Source organism: Brevundimonas sp. MYb52, assembly GCF_002979535.1.
Classification (GTDB): Bacteria; Pseudomonadota; Alphaproteobacteria; order Caulobacterales; family Caulobacteraceae; genus Brevundimonas.
The window spans coordinates 1-18,319 of record NZ_PCPB01000004.1; the positions used below are offsets into that span (position 1 = coordinate 1).

The following is an 18,319-nucleotide window of genomic DNA, read 5'->3' on the forward strand; positions in this document are numbered from 1 at the left end:
AGACCATTGATCATGGCGTTTCATTTTCTGCTCCCTCCCCCCTCGAGGGGGAAGGGAGCAGAAAATGAAACGCCATGATCAATGGTCTCCTCCCAGCCCTCCTCCTCTGCCTCGCCAACCTCCTCGCCTTCAGCCTGTTCGCCAACGACAAGGCGCGGGCGCGGGCGGGCGGACGCCGCATCCCCGAGCGCACCCTCTTGCTCGCCGCCCTGTTCGGCGGCCTCGGCGCGGTGCTGGGGCAGCGGCTGCTGCGTCACAAGACCCGCAAACAGCCCTTCGCCGCCTGGCTGAGCCTGATCGTCGGCCTCCACGTTCTGGCGCTGCTGGCCGCCGCCCTCCTCATTGCGCCCGCCCTCATCGCCTGAGATTTTCGGCGGTTGCCGCCCCGGCCAGACGGGCTAAGGTCGCGTCAGGGACAAGGGGAAGAATGATGAAAAACTTGACGATCACAGCCGTTCTGGCGGCGGTTCTGGCGGCAGGCGCCGCGCCGGTCATGGCGCAAGACGCCGGGCTGAAGGCGGCGGTCAAGGCGGACTATGACGCCAACCTGGGCGCCCTGTTCGACCACTTCCACCGCAACCCGGAACTGTCGGGCATGGAGGTCCAGACCGCCGCCCGCATGGCGCAGGAGTTGCGCGCCCTGGGCTATGAGGTCACCACCGGCGTCGGCGGCACCGGCGTGGTCGCGGTGCTGAAGAACGGCGCAGGCCCTACCGTCATGATCCGCGCCGACATGGACGGCCTGCCGCTGCTGGAGAACTCGGGCCTGGCCAACGCCTCGACCGCGCGCCAGGTCGACAGCGACGGAACCGAGAAGCCCGTCATGCACGCCTGCGGCCACGATGTGCACATCACCGCCCTGGTCGGCACCGCCCGTCAGATGGCGGCGAGGAAGGCCAACTGGTCCGGCACCCTGGTCCTGATCGCCCAGCCGGCGGAGGAGCGCATCTTCGGCGCCCGCGCCATGATCAACGACGGCCTCTATACCCGCTTCCCCAAGCCGGACTACGCCCTGGCCTTCCACGTCTCGGCCGACACCCCCACGGGCAAGATCGAGGCGCCGCTAGGCATCACCTCATCCAGTTCGGACAGCGTGGACATCACCGTCCACGGGGTCGGCACCCACGGGGCCTCGCCGCATCTGGGCGTTGATCCCGTGCTGGTGGCGTCGCAGATCGTCGTGTCGCTGCAGTCGCTGCGCAGCCGCGAGACCAATCCCCTGGACGGGGCCGTGGTCACGGTCGGCGCCATCCACGGCGGCATCAAGCACAACATCATCTCCGACCGCGTGGACATGCAACTGACCGTGCGCGCCGACAGTCCCGAGGTCCGCACCCAGCTTCTGGACGGCATCGACCGTATCGCCAAGAACACAGCCCTGGCGCTCGGCGTGCCCGAAGACAAGCTGCCGACTGTGACCCGTTCGGCGCTGGAGAACACCCCGCCGACCATCAATGACGCCGCCGCCGCCGCCCGCGTCCGCGCCGCCTTCGTCGCCGGCCTGGGCGAAGACGTGCTGATCGACAAGCCGCGCGGCGGCATGGGCGCCGAGGACTTCGCCTATTTCGTCACCCCCGAGAGCGGGGTGAAAGGCGTCTATTTCAGCGTCGGCGGCACCCCCGCCGATCAGGTGGACGGCGCCCCCGGCCACCACTCGCCCCTGTTCCGCATCACGCCCGAACCGGCCGTGACGCTCGGCGTCGAGGGCTCTGTCCTGGCCGCCGAGGCCCTGATGCCGAAAGCCTGACCCTGAACCCTCGGGCGGCTGATCCGTTCAGTCTGCAGCCGCCCGACCTTCACGGAGTTTCCCCATGCGCCTGCCTCGCCTCGCCACCCTTCTGGGCGGTCTGTTGCTGTCGCGGCGCGGGCGTGGCTTCGCCGGTCGCCATGCCGGCAAGCTGGCGCTCGCCGCCCTGGCCTTCGAACTGTGGCAAAAGCATCAGGCCAGCCGCCCTGGCGCCGCGTCTCAGTCGCCATCCGGCGCCGAGCCCAACGCCCGGCGCCATGCCCGCAACCGCTGGAGCGGCCGTCAGCGCCGTTGATACGGCGCCCTCTGGACTGACCTGGGGTCAAGCGCCCAAGCTGAGCCATCCTCAGACGGAGCGCGCCCATGATCGTCGTCCACCACCTGAACAACTCCCGCTCGCAGCGCGTGCTCTGGCTGCTCGAGGAACTAGGCCTGCCCTACGAGATCAAGCGCTACCAGCGCGACCTGGCCACCATGCTGGCCCCGCCCGAGTTGAAGGCGGTGCATCCCCTGGGCAAGTCGCCGGTGCTGGATGACGGCGACATCCGCGTGGCCGAGACCGGAGCCATCATGGAATACCTGCTGGACGCCTATGACCCCGAGGGCCGGCTGCGTCCGCCGCGCGGCACGGCGGAGGGGCGGCGCTTCACCTACTGGCTGCACTACGCCGAGGGCTCAGCCATGCCGCCCCTGCTGCTGAAGCTGGTCTTCGCCCAACTGCCCAAACGCGCCCCAGGCCTGCTGCGCCCCCTCGTCAACGGCATCGCCGCCAAGGCCCAGGCCGGCTTCATCAACCCTCAGCTCAAGGCCCATGCGGACTGGCAGGAGGCCGAGCTGGCCGCCACCGGCTGGTTCGCCGGGCCGTGGTTCAGCGCCGCCGACATCATGATGAGCTTCCCGCTGGAGGCCGCCGCCAGCCGCGCCATCGACCTGGCCGCCTACCCCAACATCGCTCGCTTCCTGCAGACCATCCATGCCCGTCCGGCGTGGAATCGCGCCTTGGAGCGAGGCGGGGAATACGCCTACGCCTGAGGTCCGCGTTCGTCGATCACGGCTTCGGGAGGTCGCAACCCCGACAGGGCGCCGACGTTAACGACCCCATGCGCCTGTCCATTATTCAAGTGATCGCGGCCCTGGTCGCCGCCGTCTGCGTCGTCATCGCCTTCATCGCCGCCGGGGTGGGACTGATCTCCACCATCTTCATGCTGCTGGCCCTGGCGGCCCTGGGCTTCATCGCCTGGACCGCGATCCGCCGCGCCGTGGGTCAGCCCCGGCCCTGATCCGTCACGCCGATCATGCTCTTGAGTTTGGCTGAAGGGCGCCCTAGACTCTTGGCCCCGATCACGTGCGCCCCGTGATCGTGTCTGTGCTGATTTACGTCTCTCATTAGTCTCCGGGCGAAGCAAGAAACTCACGACACAATGGAAAAAGTGCCGATGACGGCCGAGGGCTACCGTGTCCTCGACGAACAGTTGAAGCAATTGAAGCAGGTCGAACGGCCGAGCGTCATCGCGGCCATCTCCGAGGCCCGCGAACACGGCGACCTGTCTGAAAACGCGGAATATCACGCCGCCAAGGAACGTCAGGGCTGGATCGAAGGCTCGATCGCCGACATCGAGGACAAGCTGTCGCGCGCCCAGGTGATCGACGTGTCCAAGCTCTCGGGCAATCAGGTCAAGTTCGGCGCCACCGTCACCTATGTGGACGAGGACACCGAGGAAGAAGGCGTCTATCAGATCGTCGGCGAACACGAAGCCGATGTGAAGCTGGGCAAGATCTCTATCGCCTCGCCCATCGCCCGCGCCCTGATTTCCAAGGAAATCGGCGACGTGGTCGAGGTCAACACGCCCGGCGGTGTGAAGGCCTATGAAATCCTCAAGGTCGAGTGGAAATAAGCTCTCCTCTCACTGAGCAGGCCACAGGGGCGCGCGGTTCTGCCGCGCGCCCTCTGTCTGTCTGGGTGGTGTCCGATGGTCGCGCCGGCATCCAGAACCAGGCCCTGGGCCTGGCCGAGGCGGTCGCCCGCCAGACCCCCGCCGACATCGCCATCAAGCACGTTCACTGGCGCTCCCTGTTCGACCGCTGGCCTTCCGGGTTGAAGACCCCCGCCATGCTGGCGCCGGGGTCGCTTGACCCGCGCACCGTGACCGACTGGCCCGACCTGTGGATCGCCACGGGGCGCGCCAGCCTGCCCCTGTCCGCCCGCGTGCGCGACTGGAGCGGCGGCCAGACCTTCACGGTCCAGACCCAGGACCCGCGCTGGAAGAACGGCGCCTATGACCTGATCGTCGCCCCGGCCCACGACGGCCTGTCGGGCGACAACGTCTTCGAGATCATCGGCAGCCCGCACCGCATCACGCCGCAAAAGCTGGCCGAGGCCGCGCCGACCTTTGCCGACCGCATCGCGCCTCTGCCGCATCCGCGCGTGGCGGTGATGATCGGCGGCAAGTCCAAGGCCTTTGACCTGACCGAGGCCCATGCGGCGGTTCTGGCCGAGCGCATCAAGGCGGCGGTTCAGGCGGCTGATGGCTCCCTGCTGCTGACCTTCTCGCGCCGTACGCCCGAGGCGGCCAAGGCGGTGATGACCGAGCGTCTGTCGGCCCTGCCCGGCTGGATCTGGGACGGGACCGGCGACAATCCCCTGTTCGCCATGCTGGACGCCGCCGACCATATCCTTGTCACCGAGGACAGCGCCAATATGGCGACGGAGGCCGCCGCGACCGGCAAGCCCGTCCATATCCTACCCATGATCCCGCTGAAGCCCGCCGGCAAGTTCGCCCGCCTGCACGCCGACCTGGCCGCCCAGGGCGCCGCCCGCCCCTTCGACGGGACGCTGGAAGGCTGGACCTACGCCCCGCTCAACGAAACCGAGCGCGCGGCGCGGGCTGTGCTGGAGGCAATGGCTGCGCGCTAGTCGCAGCCGCCCCCGCCATCCGACGAACAACCCGCGTCGCTGGCGGACGACGAACTGGAAGACCCGCTGTCCAGAACGCCGGTCGAATCGGACCCGCCGCCTTCGCTCTTCTTCTTGGTCTGGGCCAGCATCGCCCCCATCAGGGCCACGCCCAGGCCCGAGCCGATGGCCACGCCCAGCGACAGCCCCAGGGCCAGGTTGTCGGTCGCCACGCCGACGCCCGTGCCGATGGCGATCCCCGCCCCTATGCCGATGGGCAGGAAGGCCGCCGCCTTGTTCGCCGGTGTCATCTCGTTTCCTCCCCTGATCGAGGCCCGACCTAGCTGAGCGCCAGGCGGGCCAGGTTCTGATCGCCGCGCTGACAGGCTGGTCCGGCTTCGTCTCGGACCGAGATCCCGGCCGCCGCCATTTCGGCGCGGAAGGACTGGCCGGCGTCCGGCTGGGCCTCACGATCGTCGGTCGCCGGGGCGCCCGGCGCCGGACGGCACAGGCTTAAGGCCGGACTGGCGCGCCACCGGGCCAGGGCCCAGACAGTGCGAGCGCGGGCCTCGGCGTCGCCCAGATCGACCGACTTCGGTTCCTGGACCGGCGGCGTGACCCAGACATCCACCCCGTCGAAGCGTCCGCGCAGGGCCGCCTCCAGGGCATAGGCGCTGTCCAGGTCCAGCCCGGCGTCGGGCCGCAGCAGGACGATGGCGCGGCGCCCCTCGGCGTCGGTCATCACGGCGTCCGTGGCGAAGGGCACAGCGTCCGCCAGCCGGTTGCGCAGCGCCGCCGCCGGATCGGGCGCGGCGGTCTGGCTGGTCTGCACGGCGCGGGCCGCCGCCTGAGGGTCGGCCACGACGATCTGATCCAGGGTAGCGGCGACGGGGACGTGCAGGGCCGCCGTCAGACGCTCCTGCAGACGGGTCTGGGCGTCGGCCACCAGCTTGCGCGTGCTGACCAGGGCCGAGACCGTCACCCCCTTGCCCTCGCTGCGGGCGTCCAGCAGGGTGATGCGGGATTCACCGCCGGCGAAGATGTCCTCGACCGCCAGCCGGGTCTCGGCCGTGGCCCGGCTCTCCAGGGCGATGCTGCGCAGCGACAGCACCAGGGGCACCGCCAACAGAACAAAGACCACCATGACCGCCACGCCGCGCCACGGCTTGGGCCGCTCCAGCAGGCGGGGCCGGAAGCCATAGAAGCCCGCCGTCACCGTCGCCGCCAGGGCGATGGCCACCAGGTTGGTCATGAACAGGAAGAAGGCGCCGGCCGCAATCGACAGGTCGCCTGTCCCCAGGCCGAAGCCTACCGTGGCGACCGGCGGCATCAGGGCGGTGGCGATGGCCACGCCGATGATGGTCTCGCCTCTCTGACGGATCACCGCATAGGCGCCCGCCACCCCGGAAAAGACCGCGATCAGCAGGTCGAAGAAGTTGGGCCGCGTGCGAGCCAGAATCTCGGCCGTCGGCTCCTTCAGCGGCGACAGCAGGGTCAGCAGGATCGCCACGAACAGGGCCAGCCCCACCCCGACGCCCAGGGCCGTCAGCGACTGCTTCAGCTCGTTCCAGTCCAGCAGGGCCAGGGAGAAGCCCAGGGCCACGATCGGCCCCATCATCGGCGACACCAGCATGGCCCCGATGACCACCGCCGGCGAGGACAGCATCAGGCCCAGGGCGGCGATGGCGGCCGAAATGACCGTCATCATCAGATAGCGCCCGCACAACCCGCCGTTCTCATAGACCGCCTGGGCGGCCTCGGCGTGATCGACCCCGCGCCGGGCGCTGACCAGCAGGCGGCGCAGCAGGTTTCGGGTCTCTTGGGCGGCGGGATTTTCAGCAGTCATGACGCCTTCCTTATCGCCGCACGCAGCCTTACGGAACGACGGGCGTCGCGAAATCGGGAATCAGCGCCTAAATAGGCGTCATGACCCAAGCTCGTACTGTCCGCCTCGCCGTCATCGGTTCCGGTCCCGCCGGCTGGACCGCCGCCATCTATGCCGCCCGCGCCTCGCTGAACCCGGTGGTCATCGCCGGCCTGCAGCCCGGCGGCCAGCTGACCATCACCACGGATGTCGAGAACTATCCGGGCTTTGCCGAGACCATCCAGGGCCCCTGGCTGATGGAGCAGATGCAGGCCCAGGCCCTGCACGTCGGCGCCGAGGTCATCCACGACATCGTGGTCAAGGCCGACCTGTCGCAGCGCCCCTTCCGCCTGACGCTGGACAGCGGCGCGGAACTGCTAGCCGAGACCGTAGTCATCTCGACCGGCGCCCAGGCCAAGTGGCTGGGCCTTGAGAGCGAGGCCGACTATCAAGGCTTTGGCGTCTCCGCCTGCGCCACCTGCGACGGCTTCTTCTATCGCGGCAAGCAGGTCGTGGTCGTCGGCGGCGGCAACACCGCCGTCGAAGAAGCCCTGTTCCTGACCAACTTCGCCGAGAAGGTCACGGTCATCCACCGCAAGAATGAGTTCCGCGCCGAGAAGATCCTGCAGGACCGCCTGTTCGCCCATCCCAAGATCGAGGTGATCTGGGACGTGGCCGTGGATGAAATCCTCGGCGTCGTCGACGGCGTGGCCCGCAATGTCACCGGCGTCCGCCTGAAGAACGTCAAGACCGGCGCCCTGTCGGAAGTCCCCGCCGACGGCGTCTTCATCGCCATCGGCCACGCCCCGTCGTCGGAACTGTTCGCCGGTCAGCTGGAGATCAACTCCGGCGGCTATCTGCGGGTCAAGCCGGGCTCGGCCTCGACCGCCATCGAGGGCGTCTATGCCGCCGGCGACGTGACCGACGACGTCTATCGCCAGGCCGTCACCGCCGCCGGCATGGGCTGCATGGCCGCCCTGGAGGCCGCCCGCTTCCTCGCCGAAGAGGACCACAAGGCCGCCCACAACCCCATCAGCCACAAGGAAGCCGAGAAGATCGGCGCCTGGTAGAGGCGCCCGACCTCAGTCGCGCGCCACGGTGAGGCTGAACTCCCCGGCTTCATTGCGACGCGCGGTGGCGCGGGGCTGGAAGGGGGCGATGACGAAGGTCATGTCGCGATCCGCCTTGAGCGTGGCGCTCGCCCCGTCCGTTTCGCCACGATGCAGGGCCGCGCCGCTATGGTCGGCGGCGTCGCTGACGTTGACGTAGAGGTTGGAGCTGTCGGACTGGAAGGTCACGGTCAGCGTCTGCCCGGCGGCGACCGGCACGGCATAGACCGGGGCCTTGTCGCCCACGACCGACCCGGTGACCGTCGTGGTCCCGGTGCGGTCAAACGTCAGCGGCGTCAGGGCTCCGCCTTCGCCCACGAACTGCTGGGCATTGGCTGTGTCCACCGCCGGCAGGGCCGCTGCTGCAGCCGCGACCTGGGGCGCGGCGGGCGCCTCCGTCTTTTCCGGCGCCTTCGGACTGCAGGCGGCCAGCAGAGCCAGGGCGGCCAGGCCCGCGATGGACGACGAGGCGGCGATCAGTTTCGTCATGATTGAGCTCCAGTGGTCTCATGTTGAAAGAAGACACCCGCCGGATTCTCGCCGGGGCCGCTCCCAAGGTTGATTTCAGGCCGACGGCTTGCCGACTTCCTCGACCGCCATGGCGGTGACGCCGGGCGGGGGCGCGACCGTCACGGTCGGCGCGGGCGAGGCCTCATAGGCCTTCAGTCGCTCATTGATGGCGGCGATCTCGTCCTTGCTGGCCTGGCGACGGCCGCCCAGGCTGGCGACGCCGACGACGCGGGTCTGGCCGTCGATCTCGACCGTGCGCAGTTGGCCGGGAGCGGTGCCCGCCAGGGCTTCTTCAATGCTGTCGGCGGCCGTGGCCAGAAGAACGCGCGGTTGGGCGAAGCGGGCCTCGTCGATGACCGGCTCGCGGCCCGCCGACTTCTGGACGAAGGCGGCGCTTTCGCCCGGCGCGCCCTTCCAGCGATAGAAGATGTGCGCCCCGACCTGGGTGATCTTGGCCAGGGTCGGCGACCACCAGGGATGGACATAGTCGGCGTGATAATGGGTCGCGGTGCCCACGCGGGTCGCCACATGGCCGGCCAGGGCGCGCTCGGCCACGCGGGCGGCGCGGGTCCAGGCCCAGGCGATGGGGGGGCGGCCGAGGGCGCCGTCGCAGGTGAAGCTGAACTGGCAGCCCGTGGTCCGCTCGGCCCCCTGATAGACAACGCCGCAGACCGTGGCCGGATAGTTGGGATCGCGCACCCGGTTCAGCACCACCTGGGCCACGCCCTCCTGACCCTCGGTGGGCTCCAGGGCCGCCTCGTAATAGACAGCCTGGGTTAGACAGCGCAGGGCGCGTTTGCGGTCCGCCTCGGTGGCGGGACGCAGGTCAAAGGGCCGGGCCGGCTGCAGGGCGCCGAAGGCCGTGGGCATGGCCGCGTTCAACTGCTGGGCCGCGACGCCCGAGACGCCCGCGTCCAGCGACGGCTTGCCGCCCAGGGTCAGGCTCTCCCACCCCGGCGTCAGGTCATAGAGCTCAGGCAGGTTCAGCGCCGGATCAAAGCGACGCGCCACAGCCAGTTGCCCCGCATCCAGCCGCGCCATGACCAGTTGCAGGCCGCGCGGGGTCAGGTCGCCGCCGGTGGCGCGAGCCACGGCCTCGGCGGTGCGGTCGATGTCGGGACGCGGGCTGGAACTGGCCGACATGGCCACGCCCATGACCGCCAGGCTGACAGCCATGACCATGGGCGCCGCGGCGATAGCCCGACGTCCCGTGGTCTTCAGCGGCGGCAGTCGGCCTTTCAGCATCCAGCGTCCTGTTTTCGGCGCTGGCGCGCGCCGGAAGGCGATCTGAGTGACCGCTCAATCCGGCGCTTTTCAGGCCCGAAGATTACTGTTCCGTGAGGAGGCGTGACGATCTAGCGGTCGCCCAGGCTGGACCGCAGCATCCAGGCGGCCTTTTCATGGGCGGCCAGACGCTGGGTCATCAGGTCCACGCTGGCCTCGTCGCCCACCTCGTCGGCGGCGTCCAGGGCGGCGCGGGCCGTGGCGATCAACACGCCGTGGTCCTTGATCAGTTCCCTGAGCATCTCGCCGGCGTCCTTTTCAGGGTCGCCGTCCTTGATCGAGGTCAGGTTGGCGAAGGCCGAGGCGCTCTGCGGGGCCAGTTCGCCCAGGGCGCGGATACGCTCGGCGATGTCATCCAGCGCAGCCCAGATTTCGTTGTATTGCTGCTCCAGCAGCTTGTGCAGGCTGAAGAACTCCGGCCCCCGGACGTTCCAGTGATAGCCATGCGTCTTCTGATAGACGGCGAAGCTGTCGGCCAGGACCTTGGACAGTTCGCGCGCGACGTCGGCGCGCTCCTTGGGCTTCAGGCCGGTGTCGATAGCGGCGGTCATGGCGGCTCCTGTTCTGCGTCGCTGTACGAATATCCAGCCTTGCAGTTAGGAAATCCGGGCCGCGATCCAAGAGGGCGCGCCCGGACACGGCCGGAAACTTCGCCCCTGTAACGCCGAAGCCGCAGGGGCGTTGCACGCCCCTGCCGGTCTGTCGCGTCTTAGCGCTGGCGCGCCTTGCGAGCGGCGTAGCGGGCGTCGCGCGCGGCCTTCTGTTCTTCCTTGGTCAACTGCTTGCGCTCCTTGCGGGCAGCGCGCTTGGCGGCGTCGACTTCGTCCTGAGCAGCCATTTCGGCGGCCAGACGAGCAGCTTCCTTCTCGGCCTTCTCGCGGCGCTGTTCAGCCTTCTCCAGCTCGAACTGCTGACGCTGGGCCTCCTTCTCGGCGGCGCGCTTCTCAGCCAGCTTCTCGAACTCGGGATCCTGGACCGTCGGCTTGGGCTTGAACTTGGCCAGCAGGGCCTTCTTGGCGTCCTGTTGAGCGGAGATGCGGTCGTTGAAGCCGGTTTGTTTGAGGTCTCGCATGCGTAGAGGCGGTCTTCCTTGAAACTCTGATGAGGGGCGACGCCGATCAATGGCGGCCCGGCGGGCGTGCGGATGCGCGAACGGCCCGGCGCGCTGCCAAAGCGGAATCTGGCGCGAAAATCAAGCTCTGCCGCCGTTTTGGGGCGTCAAACACGCAATTTCGCGTCGAAATCGACGTCGGACAGGCAGATGGAGGTTTGCGACGCCTCAGGCAAGCGACGCCGCAGATCGCCTCTTATCGGTTCGGCTTGTCGATATGACCCACGGCCGCGCCCGCCGCGCCGCCGACCGCCGCGCCCACCGGTCCGGCCACCACGGCGCCGGCGATGGCGCCCGTCGCCGCCTTCTGCTCGATCGTATGCCCGCAGGCGGAAAGAGCCAGGGCCGAAACCCCCAGGGCGAAAACAGCGACGGCGCGGATCGAGGAACGGGTCATCAGGCGAAGAACTCCTTGAAATGGTTGAGCTTGCAACGCGGTCGGAGGCGTTGAGTTCCCATCTAAGGCAGGAGTCAGGCAAGCAAGTAGAGAACCCTGCGCCAATAGGGTTTTAACCCAACCTCCCACACCAGCGAAATCATCGCTCCGTAATCAAATACAGACGTCAGAAGATGTGCTTTAGCAAAAACTCGCCACATTTATCCGCGCTCAAAATATCGTCTGTATGAAGGCGACGAATTGCTGCGCCGCAACAGCAATTGCCGAATCAACCACATTGACGCCATAAACGGATGGCTTAAGGCCCGCCTTCCGGAGGTCGGCCGTTCGTCGATCTCTGGTCCGGAGCTGGTTCGCGACGCGTCATGTCGCCTGGTTTCGTTGAGTACGGGGGCGGCATCCTCGCCCTGCTGAACAGGACTACGCCTTTGAGTTTCTCCTCGCAGACGCGTGCGCTGATGCACGCCGCCCAATCTGTTCGCCTGCGCCCCAAGACGGCGGCTGCGGCGTTCGGCGGCGTTGTCAGCCTTGCCGTCGGTGGAGCCTATCTGGGCGGCGTCGCCGCCCAGGCTTCGACCGTTCGCGCCCAAGCTGAACGCCTGCAAGGCGCCGGCTCCGAGGGCTATACCCAGGAAGCCATGGCCGCAGCGGCCGGCGGCCTGGACGCCAGCGCCCTGGCCATCGCTGATCGTCACGATCCCTATTCCGTCGCCGGCGCCGCCCAACGCGACCGCCAGGCGGAGTTGCTGACCGCCCGCCTCGACGAATCCCAGAACGGCCTGCGTCGCGCCAATCTGACCAATCCCGCCGCCCAGCCGTTCCGCCTCGGCGCCGCCCTGGACCAGTCGCGCGACCTCGATTGCCTGACCAGGGCCGCCTATTATGAAGCGCGCGGCGAAGGCGTGGACGGCATGCGCGCCGTGGCCCAGGTGGTGCTGAACCGCGCCCGTCACCCCGCCTTCCCCAACACCGTCTGCGCCGTGGTCTATCAGGGTTCGAACCGCAGCACCGGCTGCCAGTTCAGCTTCACCTGCAATGGCGCCATGCGCGGCGCCGTCAACCGCGCCGCCTGGAACCGCGCCCGCGACGTGGCCTCCAAGGCCCTGTCGGGTCAGGTCTACGCCGCCGTCGGCAACGCCACCCACTTCCACACCACCGGCGTCTCGCCCGGCTGGCGCAACAGCCTGATCCGGGTGGGTCAGGTCGGCGATCACCTCTTCTATCGCTTCGGCGGCCGTTCGGGCTCCAGCGACGCCTTCCGCTACACGCCCCGTCCCTCGACCGGCGCCGAACAGCCGCGCATGATCCAGGCCAGCCTGACCACGGCTGAACCGGCCAAGGTCAGCAGCGCCGTCGCCTATACGGCCGTCCTGGCCCGCGAAGGCGCGAGCGTTCCGGCTGCGGTCGCGACGGCTGCGACCACGCCCGCCGAGGCTGCGACCACGGAGTAGTCCGGTTCGCAGCCGACCGCCCTCAGCGGTCCTGCGTCTTCCATTGCGGCGTCATGTTCTGCTTCAGGTTGCCGAACCGGCCCTGTTGACCCGTGTTGACGTCCGCATCGCCGGGCTGGCCCGACTGGGCGCCCGTGGCCAGATCGCGCCGATCCGCCATGTCCTGGATGGTGCGCGCGCCGTGATCGGCGAAGCTGCGCTGCTCCTTGGGAACCGTGGGGGACTTGGTCATAAACCTCTCCTTTCGCCTTCATGAAACGACCTCCGGCGCCGAGGCGTTCCCGGCCTGCTTCTTGCTATAAGCTCGACCGAACGCTCTTCAGACGTCCCGAGTAGGCCGCATGACCCAGACGAACACCGCCCCGGCCGCCCCCGCCAAGACGCGCGGCGGCGCGCTTGACGCCCTGCGCTTCATCGCGGCCCTGTTCGTCGTGGTGTTCCATTTTGGCAGTTCTGCGCCAATCGAGCTGGAGTCGATGCACGCCTTCCTGGGGCGCGGCTATCTGGCCACCGACTTCTTCCTGATCCTGTCGGGCTTCGTCCTGGCCAAGGCCTATGGCGCGGCGGTGGCCAGCCGCAAGGTTTCCCTGGCCCGATTCTGGCTCAAGCGCCTGGCCCGCTGCTACCCCACGCACATCATCACCCTGGCCATGCTGGTCGCCATGGTCCTGGCCGCCGGCTGGCTGGGTCTGGCCCAGAGCAGCGAGGGCCGCTTCGACCTGTCCGGCCTGCCCGCCCAGATCTTCCTGCTGCACGCCTTCGGCCTGGGCGGCGGTCACTGGAACATCCCCAGCTGGACCATCTCCACCCTGCTGATCTGCTACGCCTTCTTCCCCATGCTGTGGCGGGGCATGCTGAGGATCAACAGCGTCTGGATCAGTCTCGGACTGGGCCTGGTCATCATCGTCGGCTCCAACGCCCTCAGCCTGGCCCTGTTGGGCGAGCAGCAGTTCAGCCTGCCCTTCCAGTGGTGCATGTTCCGCGCCGCCCCCCTCTTCCTGGTCGGCCTGACCCTGGCGCGCGCGGTTCAGACAGGGCGCTGGACCAGCAGTTCGGCCCGTCTCGTCGGCTTCGGCGGCGGCGCTGTCCTGCTGGTCAACGCCTGGCTGGTCGGGCCGGACCTGATCAACATCCTGGCCATCTGCGCCATCATCATCGGCTGCGGCGCCTCGCCGGTGACCAAGCCCATCCCCGGCGCCGAATGGGGCGCCAAGGTCAGCTTCTGCCTCTTCATGGTCCACACCATCACCGGCGCCGTCTGGTTCGACGTGGTCGAGCCTCTGGCGGCCCGTCTGCACCCGGCGGTCGAGAGCGTGGCCTGGGAGGCCTGGGCCATGTGGCTCGGCGCCCTGGTCTTCACCCTGATTGCCTCGGACCTCTACAACCGCTTCATCGACGAGCCGATCCAGAAATGGATCGGCCGCAAGTGGTTCGCCCGGCCGGTCAGTTCGCGTCCAGACCCACGTCCAGTTGCGGAACCGAGTGCGTAAGGGCGCCGACCGAGATCACGTCCACCCCGGTCGCGGCGATCCCCGCCACCGTCGTCAGATTGACCCCGCCTGAGGCCTCCAGAGTCACAGGGCCAAAGGCGCTGTCGCGCACCCGACGCACGGCTTCTTCCAGATCGGCCAGGCTGAAGTTGTCCAGCATGATGACGTCGGGGCGTTCGGGCAGGACCTCGTCCAGCTGATCCAGGCCGTCGACCTCGACCTCGACTTTCATCAGGTGGGGGGCGAAGGCCTTGGCGCGACGCGTCGCCTCGCCCGCCCCGCCGCAGACGGCGACGTGGTTGTCCTTGATCAGGATGGCGTCATCCAGACCGAAGCGATGGTTCAGCCCACCGCCGCAGGCCACCGCGTGCTTCTCCAGCGCGCGCAGGCCCGGCGTGGTCTTGCGGGTGTCGGCGATGCGGGCGTTCGTGCCCGCCACGGCCTGCACATAGGTCCGCGTCAGGGTGGCGATGCCGCACATCCGACCCAGCAGGTTCAGCGCCGTCCGTTCCGCCGCCAGCAGGGCGCGAGCATTGGCCTCGACCTCGACCAGCACGGTCCCGACCTCGAAGGCCTCGCCGTCGGCGACCTTGATCGTCACCTTGGCCTTGGGGTCCATGACGTGGACCGCGATCCGCACCACGGCCCCGCACGCCATCACCCCGGCCTGACGGGCGGCGAAGACGGCGCTCATCCGCGCGTCCTCAGGGATGCAGGCCTGAGCCGTCACGTCGCCGGTGCGGCCCAGATCCTCGGCCAGGGCCATCCGCACGACGGGCTCGATCAGCAGGTCCGGCAGGGTTCGGGTCATACTCTCAACGTCTCTCGTTTTGCGCCGTCATCCCGGGACGCGCAGCGGACCCGGGACCCAGACGGTCAGACTATCTCAGCCGCCTGGGTTCCGGCTCGCACCTGCGGCGCGTCCGGAATGACGGAAGGGGAAAGGGTCATCCGCGTGTGCTTCGCCGTCGGCAGGCTGTCGGGATAGTCGGCGCGGAAATGCCCGCCCCGGCTCTCGCGCCGGTTCAGCGCCCCCTCGGCGATCAGCCGCGCGGCGGTCAGGACCACGGCGTCGGGATGGGCCTTGGCCAGTCTGTCGATCACGGCGATCAGGGCGGTCAGCCCCGTCTCGTCACGCACCACGCCCGCGAACCGGGTCATGGCGGCGCGCAGCTCGGCCATGGCTTCGGGCGGCAAATCCTGCGACGCCCGCGTCGGCTTCAGTTCAGCCTTCGCCGGTTGCACTTCCAACGCCGCCGCCCGGCCGGCGCGACGCCCGAAAGCGCCCGCTTCCAGCAGGGAGTTGGAGGCCAGACGGTTGGCGCCGTGCACCCCGGTCGCCGCGCACTCGCCGATGGCGTAGAGGCCGGGCACGGTGGTCCGCCCCTCGTCGTCGGCGACGATGCCGCCCATGTGGTAGTGGGCCGCCGCCGCCACCGGGATGGGGCTGACGCGCGGGTCCAGCCCGGCGCGCAGACAGGCGGAAAACACCGCCGGAAACTCATGCGGAAAGGCCTCGCCCACCGCCTTGGTGGCGTCCAGAAACGCCCCGTGCCCGTCGGCCCTTGCCGCGTGCACCGCCCGCGCCACGATGTCTCGCGGGGCCAGATCGGCGTCTTCGTCCGCGCCCAGCAGGAAGGCCCCGGTCCCATCCACCAGCCGCGCCCCCTCGCCGCGCAGGGCCTCGGTCGCCAGGGGCGCAGGGTCCAGCCCCACGTCGATGGCGGTGGGGTGAAACTGCACGAACTCGGGGTCGAGGATTTCAGCCCCGGCCGCATAGGCCAGCGCCAGCCCCTCGCCGCGCAGGGCCGAGGGGTTGGTCGTCACTTCATAGAGCCCGCCGACCCCGCCGGTGGCCAGCACCACGGCGGGGGCGAAAACCTCGTCCACCCGTCCGCCGGATCGCTCGATCAGGGCGCCGCGCACCCGACCGTTCACGTCCTGGATCAGGCCGCGCAGCCGCCCGTCCTCCCAGATCTCGATATGTTTCGACGCCCGCGCCGCCGCCACCACCGCCGACAGGATGGCCCGCCCCGCCCCGTCGCCGCCGACCCGCGCCACACGCGGCAGGCTGTGCGCCGCCTCCAGCGACACAGAGAAGCCGCCTGCCTCGTCCCGGTCGAAGGGGGCGCCCAGCGCAGCCAGCCACTCCACCGTCTCGCGCCCGCGCTCGGTCAGGGCGCGCGCCGCCTCGGGCTCGACCAGACCGGCCCCGGCCCCTTCGGTGTCCTTGGCGTGCAAGATCGCGCTGTCCTTGGGCGACAGGGCCGCCGCCAGACCGCCCTGGGCCCAGGCCGAGGAACAGGCGTTCAGCAGCAGGTCCGGCGTGACGACCAGGGCTTTCGCCGGCGCCGCCTCCAGCGCAGCCGACAGGCCCGCCAGTCCGCCGCCGATGATCAGGGGCCCGTCATGCCGGATACGCGCCATGCCTTTAACGGCCTCCCACGCCGATGAACTTCAGGCCCATGTCGAAGGCCGGCTCGACCGCGCCGCCGGTCAGGGGCAGCAGGGCGCCGACAGCCGCCGCCGCACAGATCGCCGCCGTCGCCAGATAGAGGCCCAGGCTGCGCCCCGCCTCGGGCCAGCTCAGTTGACCCCAGGCCGCGCGCCAGACGCCGCGCTTCATGTGGCCGAAAATCGCGATGGCGAGGAAGATCGCCAGAGGCCAGCGTCCCGTCGACAGACCCCACCAGACGGCCAGACCGCCGACGGCCAGCAAGGCGACCTGCTCCAGCCGCGGATGCACCCGCGTCAGCACCGGACCGAGCGCCTTGGACCCGTCCAGCGGCGGCGCCGGCAGCAGGTTCACCAGATTGATCATGGCGATGAAGAAGGCGGCCATCAGCGACTCCGGCGATCGCAGCCACAGACCCGCCGCCACGAAGGGGATCATGGCGATCAGGCCAAAGGCCGGGCCTGCCAGCGACACCAGCACGCCGTGCCACTCGCTTTTCGGCTCGCGCTGCGCCTTGGCCATGCCGCCGAGGAAGGGGATGATGTAGATGCGCGCCGGTCCCATGCCGAGGCGGTTCATCGCCAGCACATGGCCGTATTCGTGGACGAACAGGCCGAACAGGACGCCGCCCGCCACGACGACGCTTTGCGTGATCCACCACAGGAAGCCCGCCATTAGCAGGGTCGAGGCGATGGCCCAACCCGGATGCTGGCCCTTGTCCTCTTGCGGCGCAGGCCGGCGCACAGGTTCAGGCGTCGCCACTTCGGGCGGCAGGTCCCAGGGACCGGGACGGCGGGTGGTGTTGTCGATGTCGCTCATGGCGTCGAACTGGGCTTGCGGCGAGCGACCCGCAACGGGCCGCATCGCCGCAGGACCTCAGATCAGTTCCACATCGACGTGATGCTTGGCCTTGAACAGGTCATAGCGCGCCGGGATGGCGGGCGGCGGCAGGTCGATCATCCGCTGCACGGCCAGTCGCCCACGCTCGGCCATGTCTTCCGGCACCGTCACCTCGAACTGCATATGCAACAGGCAGTCGCGGATGTTCTCCAGCGTGATGCGCTTCATGTGCGGGCACAGGTTGCACGGGCCGATGAAGTCGACGCCCGGCACGTCGCCCTTGACGTTCGAGGCCATCGAGCACTCGGTGATCATCACCACCTGCTTCGGCTTGCGGTCGACCACATAGTCGATCATCGCCGCCGTCGATCCGGCAAAATCGGACGCCGCCAGCACCTCTTCGGGGCATTCCGGGTGGGCCAGGATTTCCGCGCCCGGATAGGCGGCGCGCATGTCGGCGATGTCGTCGGCGGTGAAGCGCTCATGCACCTCGCAGCGGCCCTTCCAGGCGATGATGCCGACATTCGTCTGGGCCGCGACATTGCGCGCCAGGAACTCGTCGGGGATCAGGATGACCTTGTCGACGCCCCATTCCTTCGCCGCCCATTCCACCACCTGAACCGCATTGGCGCTGGTGCAGCAGATGTCGGTCTCGGCCTTCACGTCGGCGGTCGTGTTCACATAGGTGACGACCGGCAGACCAGGGTAACGCTGCTTGATCAGGCGCACGTCCGCGCCCGTGATCGACGAGGCCAGCGAGCAGCCCGCGCGCAGGTCGGGGATCAGCACGGTCTTGTCCGGCGACAGGATTTTCGACGTCTCGGCCATGAAGTGCACGCCCGCCTGGACGATGACCTTGGCGCTGGACTGCGCGGCCTCCTTGGCCAGGCCCAGGCTGTCGCCGACATAGTCGCCGACGCCGTGGAAAATTTCGGGCGTCATATAGTTGTGGGCCAGGATGACGGCGTCGCGCTGCTTCTTCAGCGCATTGATCTCGCTGATCAGTTTCGCCTGTTCCGGCCACTCCAGCGGCGTCACCAGACCCTTGACCTTCTCCCAGACCGGCGCGGTCTCGCGCGCCAGTTCTTCTGACAGGCCAAATGCGCCGTCCGCCATCGCCTCAACTCCCTTGCGGCCGTCTGCGCCGCCCCGACTTATGCTCAAAGTT

22 protein-coding genes are annotated in these 18,319 nt (G+C 68.8%); 10 read left to right on the plus strand and 12 right to left on the minus strand.

Annotation, left to right across the window (positions count from 1 at the left end; genetic code table 11):
• Positions 1-74 precede the first annotated feature (74 nt).
• The 7 genes from CQ039_RS06700 (at position 75) to CQ039_RS06730 (ending at position 4,661) form a co-directional block, all read left to right on the plus strand.
• Positions 75-365, plus strand: a complete 291-nt coding sequence (locus tag CQ039_RS06700) for a DUF1294 domain-containing protein (protein ID WP_105564748.1) — start codon at positions 75-77, stop codon at positions 363-365.
• Positions 366-430: 65 nt separating this feature from the next.
• Positions 431-1,747 (plus strand): amidohydrolase, encoded by a 1,317-nt coding sequence (locus CQ039_RS06705; RefSeq protein WP_105564752.1) that lies wholly within the window; start codon positions 431-433, stop codon positions 1,745-1,747.
• Positions 1,748-1,811: 64 nt separating this feature from the next.
• The gene (locus CQ039_RS16825; RefSeq protein WP_233190327.1) at positions 1,812-2,042 is read left to right on the plus strand and encodes a cysteine protease; all 231 of its coding nucleotides are present in this window, start codon (positions 1,812-1,814) and stop codon (positions 2,040-2,042) included.
• Between the two features lie 68 nt (positions 2,043-2,110).
• Positions 2,111-2,779 (plus strand): glutathione S-transferase, encoded by a 669-nt coding sequence (locus tag CQ039_RS06715; protein ID WP_105564747.1) that lies wholly within the window; start codon positions 2,111-2,113, stop codon positions 2,777-2,779.
• A 68-nt stretch (positions 2,780-2,847) separates the two neighbouring features.
• The gene (locus CQ039_RS06720) at positions 2,848-3,027 is read left to right on the plus strand and encodes a hypothetical protein (protein ID WP_105564746.1); all 180 of its coding nucleotides are present in this window, start codon (positions 2,848-2,850) and stop codon (positions 3,025-3,027) included.
• A 141-nt stretch (positions 3,028-3,168) separates the two neighbouring features.
• The gene (gene greA, locus CQ039_RS06725; protein WP_105564745.1) at positions 3,169-3,642 is read left to right on the plus strand and encodes a transcription elongation factor GreA; all 474 of its coding nucleotides are present in this window, start codon (positions 3,169-3,171) and stop codon (positions 3,640-3,642) included.
• Positions 3,643-3,710: 68 nt separating this feature from the next.
• On the plus strand, positions 3,711-4,661 hold the full coding sequence (locus tag CQ039_RS06730) for a mitochondrial fission ELM1 family protein (RefSeq protein ID WP_233190326.1): 951 nt from the start codon (positions 3,711-3,713) through the stop codon (positions 4,659-4,661).
• Here CQ039_RS06730 and CQ039_RS16970 read toward each other — a convergent pair.
• Together CQ039_RS16970 and CQ039_RS06740 are read right to left on the minus strand one after the other, a co-directional pair.
• Positions 4,658-4,951, minus strand: coding sequence for a hypothetical protein (locus CQ039_RS16970; protein WP_105564744.1), 294 nt, complete (start codon positions 4,949-4,951; stop codon positions 4,658-4,660). The two genes, CQ039_RS06730 and CQ039_RS16970, sit on opposite strands and share 4 nt — an antisense overlap.
• Before the next feature lie 29 nt (positions 4,952-4,980).
• On the minus strand, positions 4,981-6,486 hold the full coding sequence (locus CQ039_RS06740; protein ID WP_105564743.1) for a TIGR00341 family protein: 1,506 nt from the start codon (positions 6,484-6,486) through the stop codon (positions 4,981-4,983).
• A gap of 80 nt (positions 6,487-6,566) precedes the next feature.
• Here CQ039_RS06740 and trxB point away from each other — a divergent pair, with 80 nt between their 5' ends.
• On the plus strand, positions 6,567-7,574 hold the full coding sequence (gene trxB, locus CQ039_RS06745; protein ID WP_105564742.1) for a thioredoxin-disulfide reductase: 1,008 nt from the start codon (positions 6,567-6,569) through the stop codon (positions 7,572-7,574).
• A gap of 12 nt (positions 7,575-7,586) precedes the next feature.
• Here trxB and CQ039_RS06750 read toward each other — a convergent pair whose 3' ends face one another.
• The 5 genes from CQ039_RS06750 to CQ039_RS06770 all read right to left on the minus strand — a co-directional run bounded on the left by CQ039_RS06750 (position 7,587) and on the right by CQ039_RS06770 (position 10,915).
• A complete protein-coding gene (locus CQ039_RS06750) occupies positions 7,587-8,102 on the minus strand; it encodes a hypothetical protein (protein ID WP_105564741.1) in 516 nt (171 codons plus the stop codon).
• 75 nt (positions 8,103-8,177) lie between these two features.
• Positions 8,178-9,368, minus strand: coding sequence for a cell wall hydrolase (locus CQ039_RS06755; RefSeq protein ID WP_105564740.1), 1,191 nt, complete (start codon positions 9,366-9,368; stop codon positions 8,178-8,180).
• Positions 9,369-9,478: 110 nt separating this feature from the next.
• Positions 9,479-9,958: a Dps family protein gene (locus tag CQ039_RS06760; RefSeq protein WP_105564739.1), complete on the minus strand. Its 480-nt coding sequence runs from the start codon at positions 9,956-9,958 to the stop codon at positions 9,479-9,481.
• Between the two features lie 158 nt (positions 9,959-10,116).
• A complete protein-coding gene (locus CQ039_RS06765; RefSeq protein ID WP_105564738.1) occupies positions 10,117-10,479 on the minus strand; it encodes a DUF6481 family protein in 363 nt (120 codons plus the stop codon).
• Between the two features lie 235 nt (positions 10,480-10,714).
• Positions 10,715-10,915: a hypothetical protein gene (locus tag CQ039_RS06770; protein ID WP_105564737.1), complete on the minus strand. Its 201-nt coding sequence runs from the start codon at positions 10,913-10,915 to the stop codon at positions 10,715-10,717.
• Between the two features lie 365 nt (positions 10,916-11,280).
• Here CQ039_RS06770 and CQ039_RS06775 point away from each other — a divergent pair, with 365 nt between their 5' ends.
• Positions 11,281-12,366 (plus strand): cell wall hydrolase, encoded by a 1,086-nt coding sequence (locus CQ039_RS06775; RefSeq protein WP_233190325.1) that lies wholly within the window; start codon positions 11,281-11,283, stop codon positions 12,364-12,366.
• A 22-nt stretch (positions 12,367-12,388) separates the two neighbouring features.
• Here CQ039_RS06775 and CQ039_RS06780 read toward each other — a convergent pair whose 3' ends face one another.
• Positions 12,389-12,598, minus strand: coding sequence for a hypothetical protein (locus tag CQ039_RS06780; protein WP_105564736.1), 210 nt, complete (start codon positions 12,596-12,598; stop codon positions 12,389-12,391).
• Between the two features lie 109 nt (positions 12,599-12,707).
• Here CQ039_RS06780 and CQ039_RS06785 point away from each other — a divergent pair, with 109 nt between their 5' ends.
• Positions 12,708-13,856 (plus strand): acyltransferase, encoded by a 1,149-nt coding sequence (locus CQ039_RS06785; RefSeq protein WP_105564735.1) that lies wholly within the window; start codon positions 12,708-12,710, stop codon positions 13,854-13,856.
• On the opposite strand, the gene nadC is transcribed toward CQ039_RS06785, so the two are convergent.
• The 4 genes from nadC to nadA form a co-directional block, all read right to left on the minus strand.
• Positions 13,810-14,667 (minus strand): carboxylating nicotinate-nucleotide diphosphorylase, encoded by an 858-nt coding sequence (gene nadC / locus CQ039_RS06790; protein WP_105564734.1) that lies wholly within the window; start codon positions 14,665-14,667, stop codon positions 13,810-13,812. The genes CQ039_RS06785 and nadC overlap by 47 nt on opposite strands.
• A 65-nt stretch (positions 14,668-14,732) precedes the next feature.
• Positions 14,733-16,283 carry an L-aspartate oxidase gene (locus CQ039_RS06795; protein WP_105564733.1) on the minus strand — a complete coding sequence of 517 codons (1,551 nt, stop codon included), beginning with the start codon at positions 16,281-16,283 and terminating at the stop codon, positions 14,733-14,735.
• A gap of 4 nt (positions 16,284-16,287) precedes the next feature.
• A complete protein-coding gene (locus CQ039_RS06800) occupies positions 16,288-17,175 on the minus strand; it encodes a metalloprotease (protein ID WP_233190324.1) in 888 nt (295 codons plus the stop codon).
• Positions 17,176-17,187: 12 nt separating this feature from the next.
• Positions 17,188-18,267 carry a quinolinate synthase NadA gene (gene nadA / locus CQ039_RS06805; protein WP_105564732.1) on the minus strand — a complete coding sequence of 360 codons (1,080 nt, stop codon included), beginning with the start codon at positions 18,265-18,267 and terminating at the stop codon, positions 17,188-17,190.
• Between the last annotated feature and the right edge of the window lie 52 nt (positions 18,268-18,319).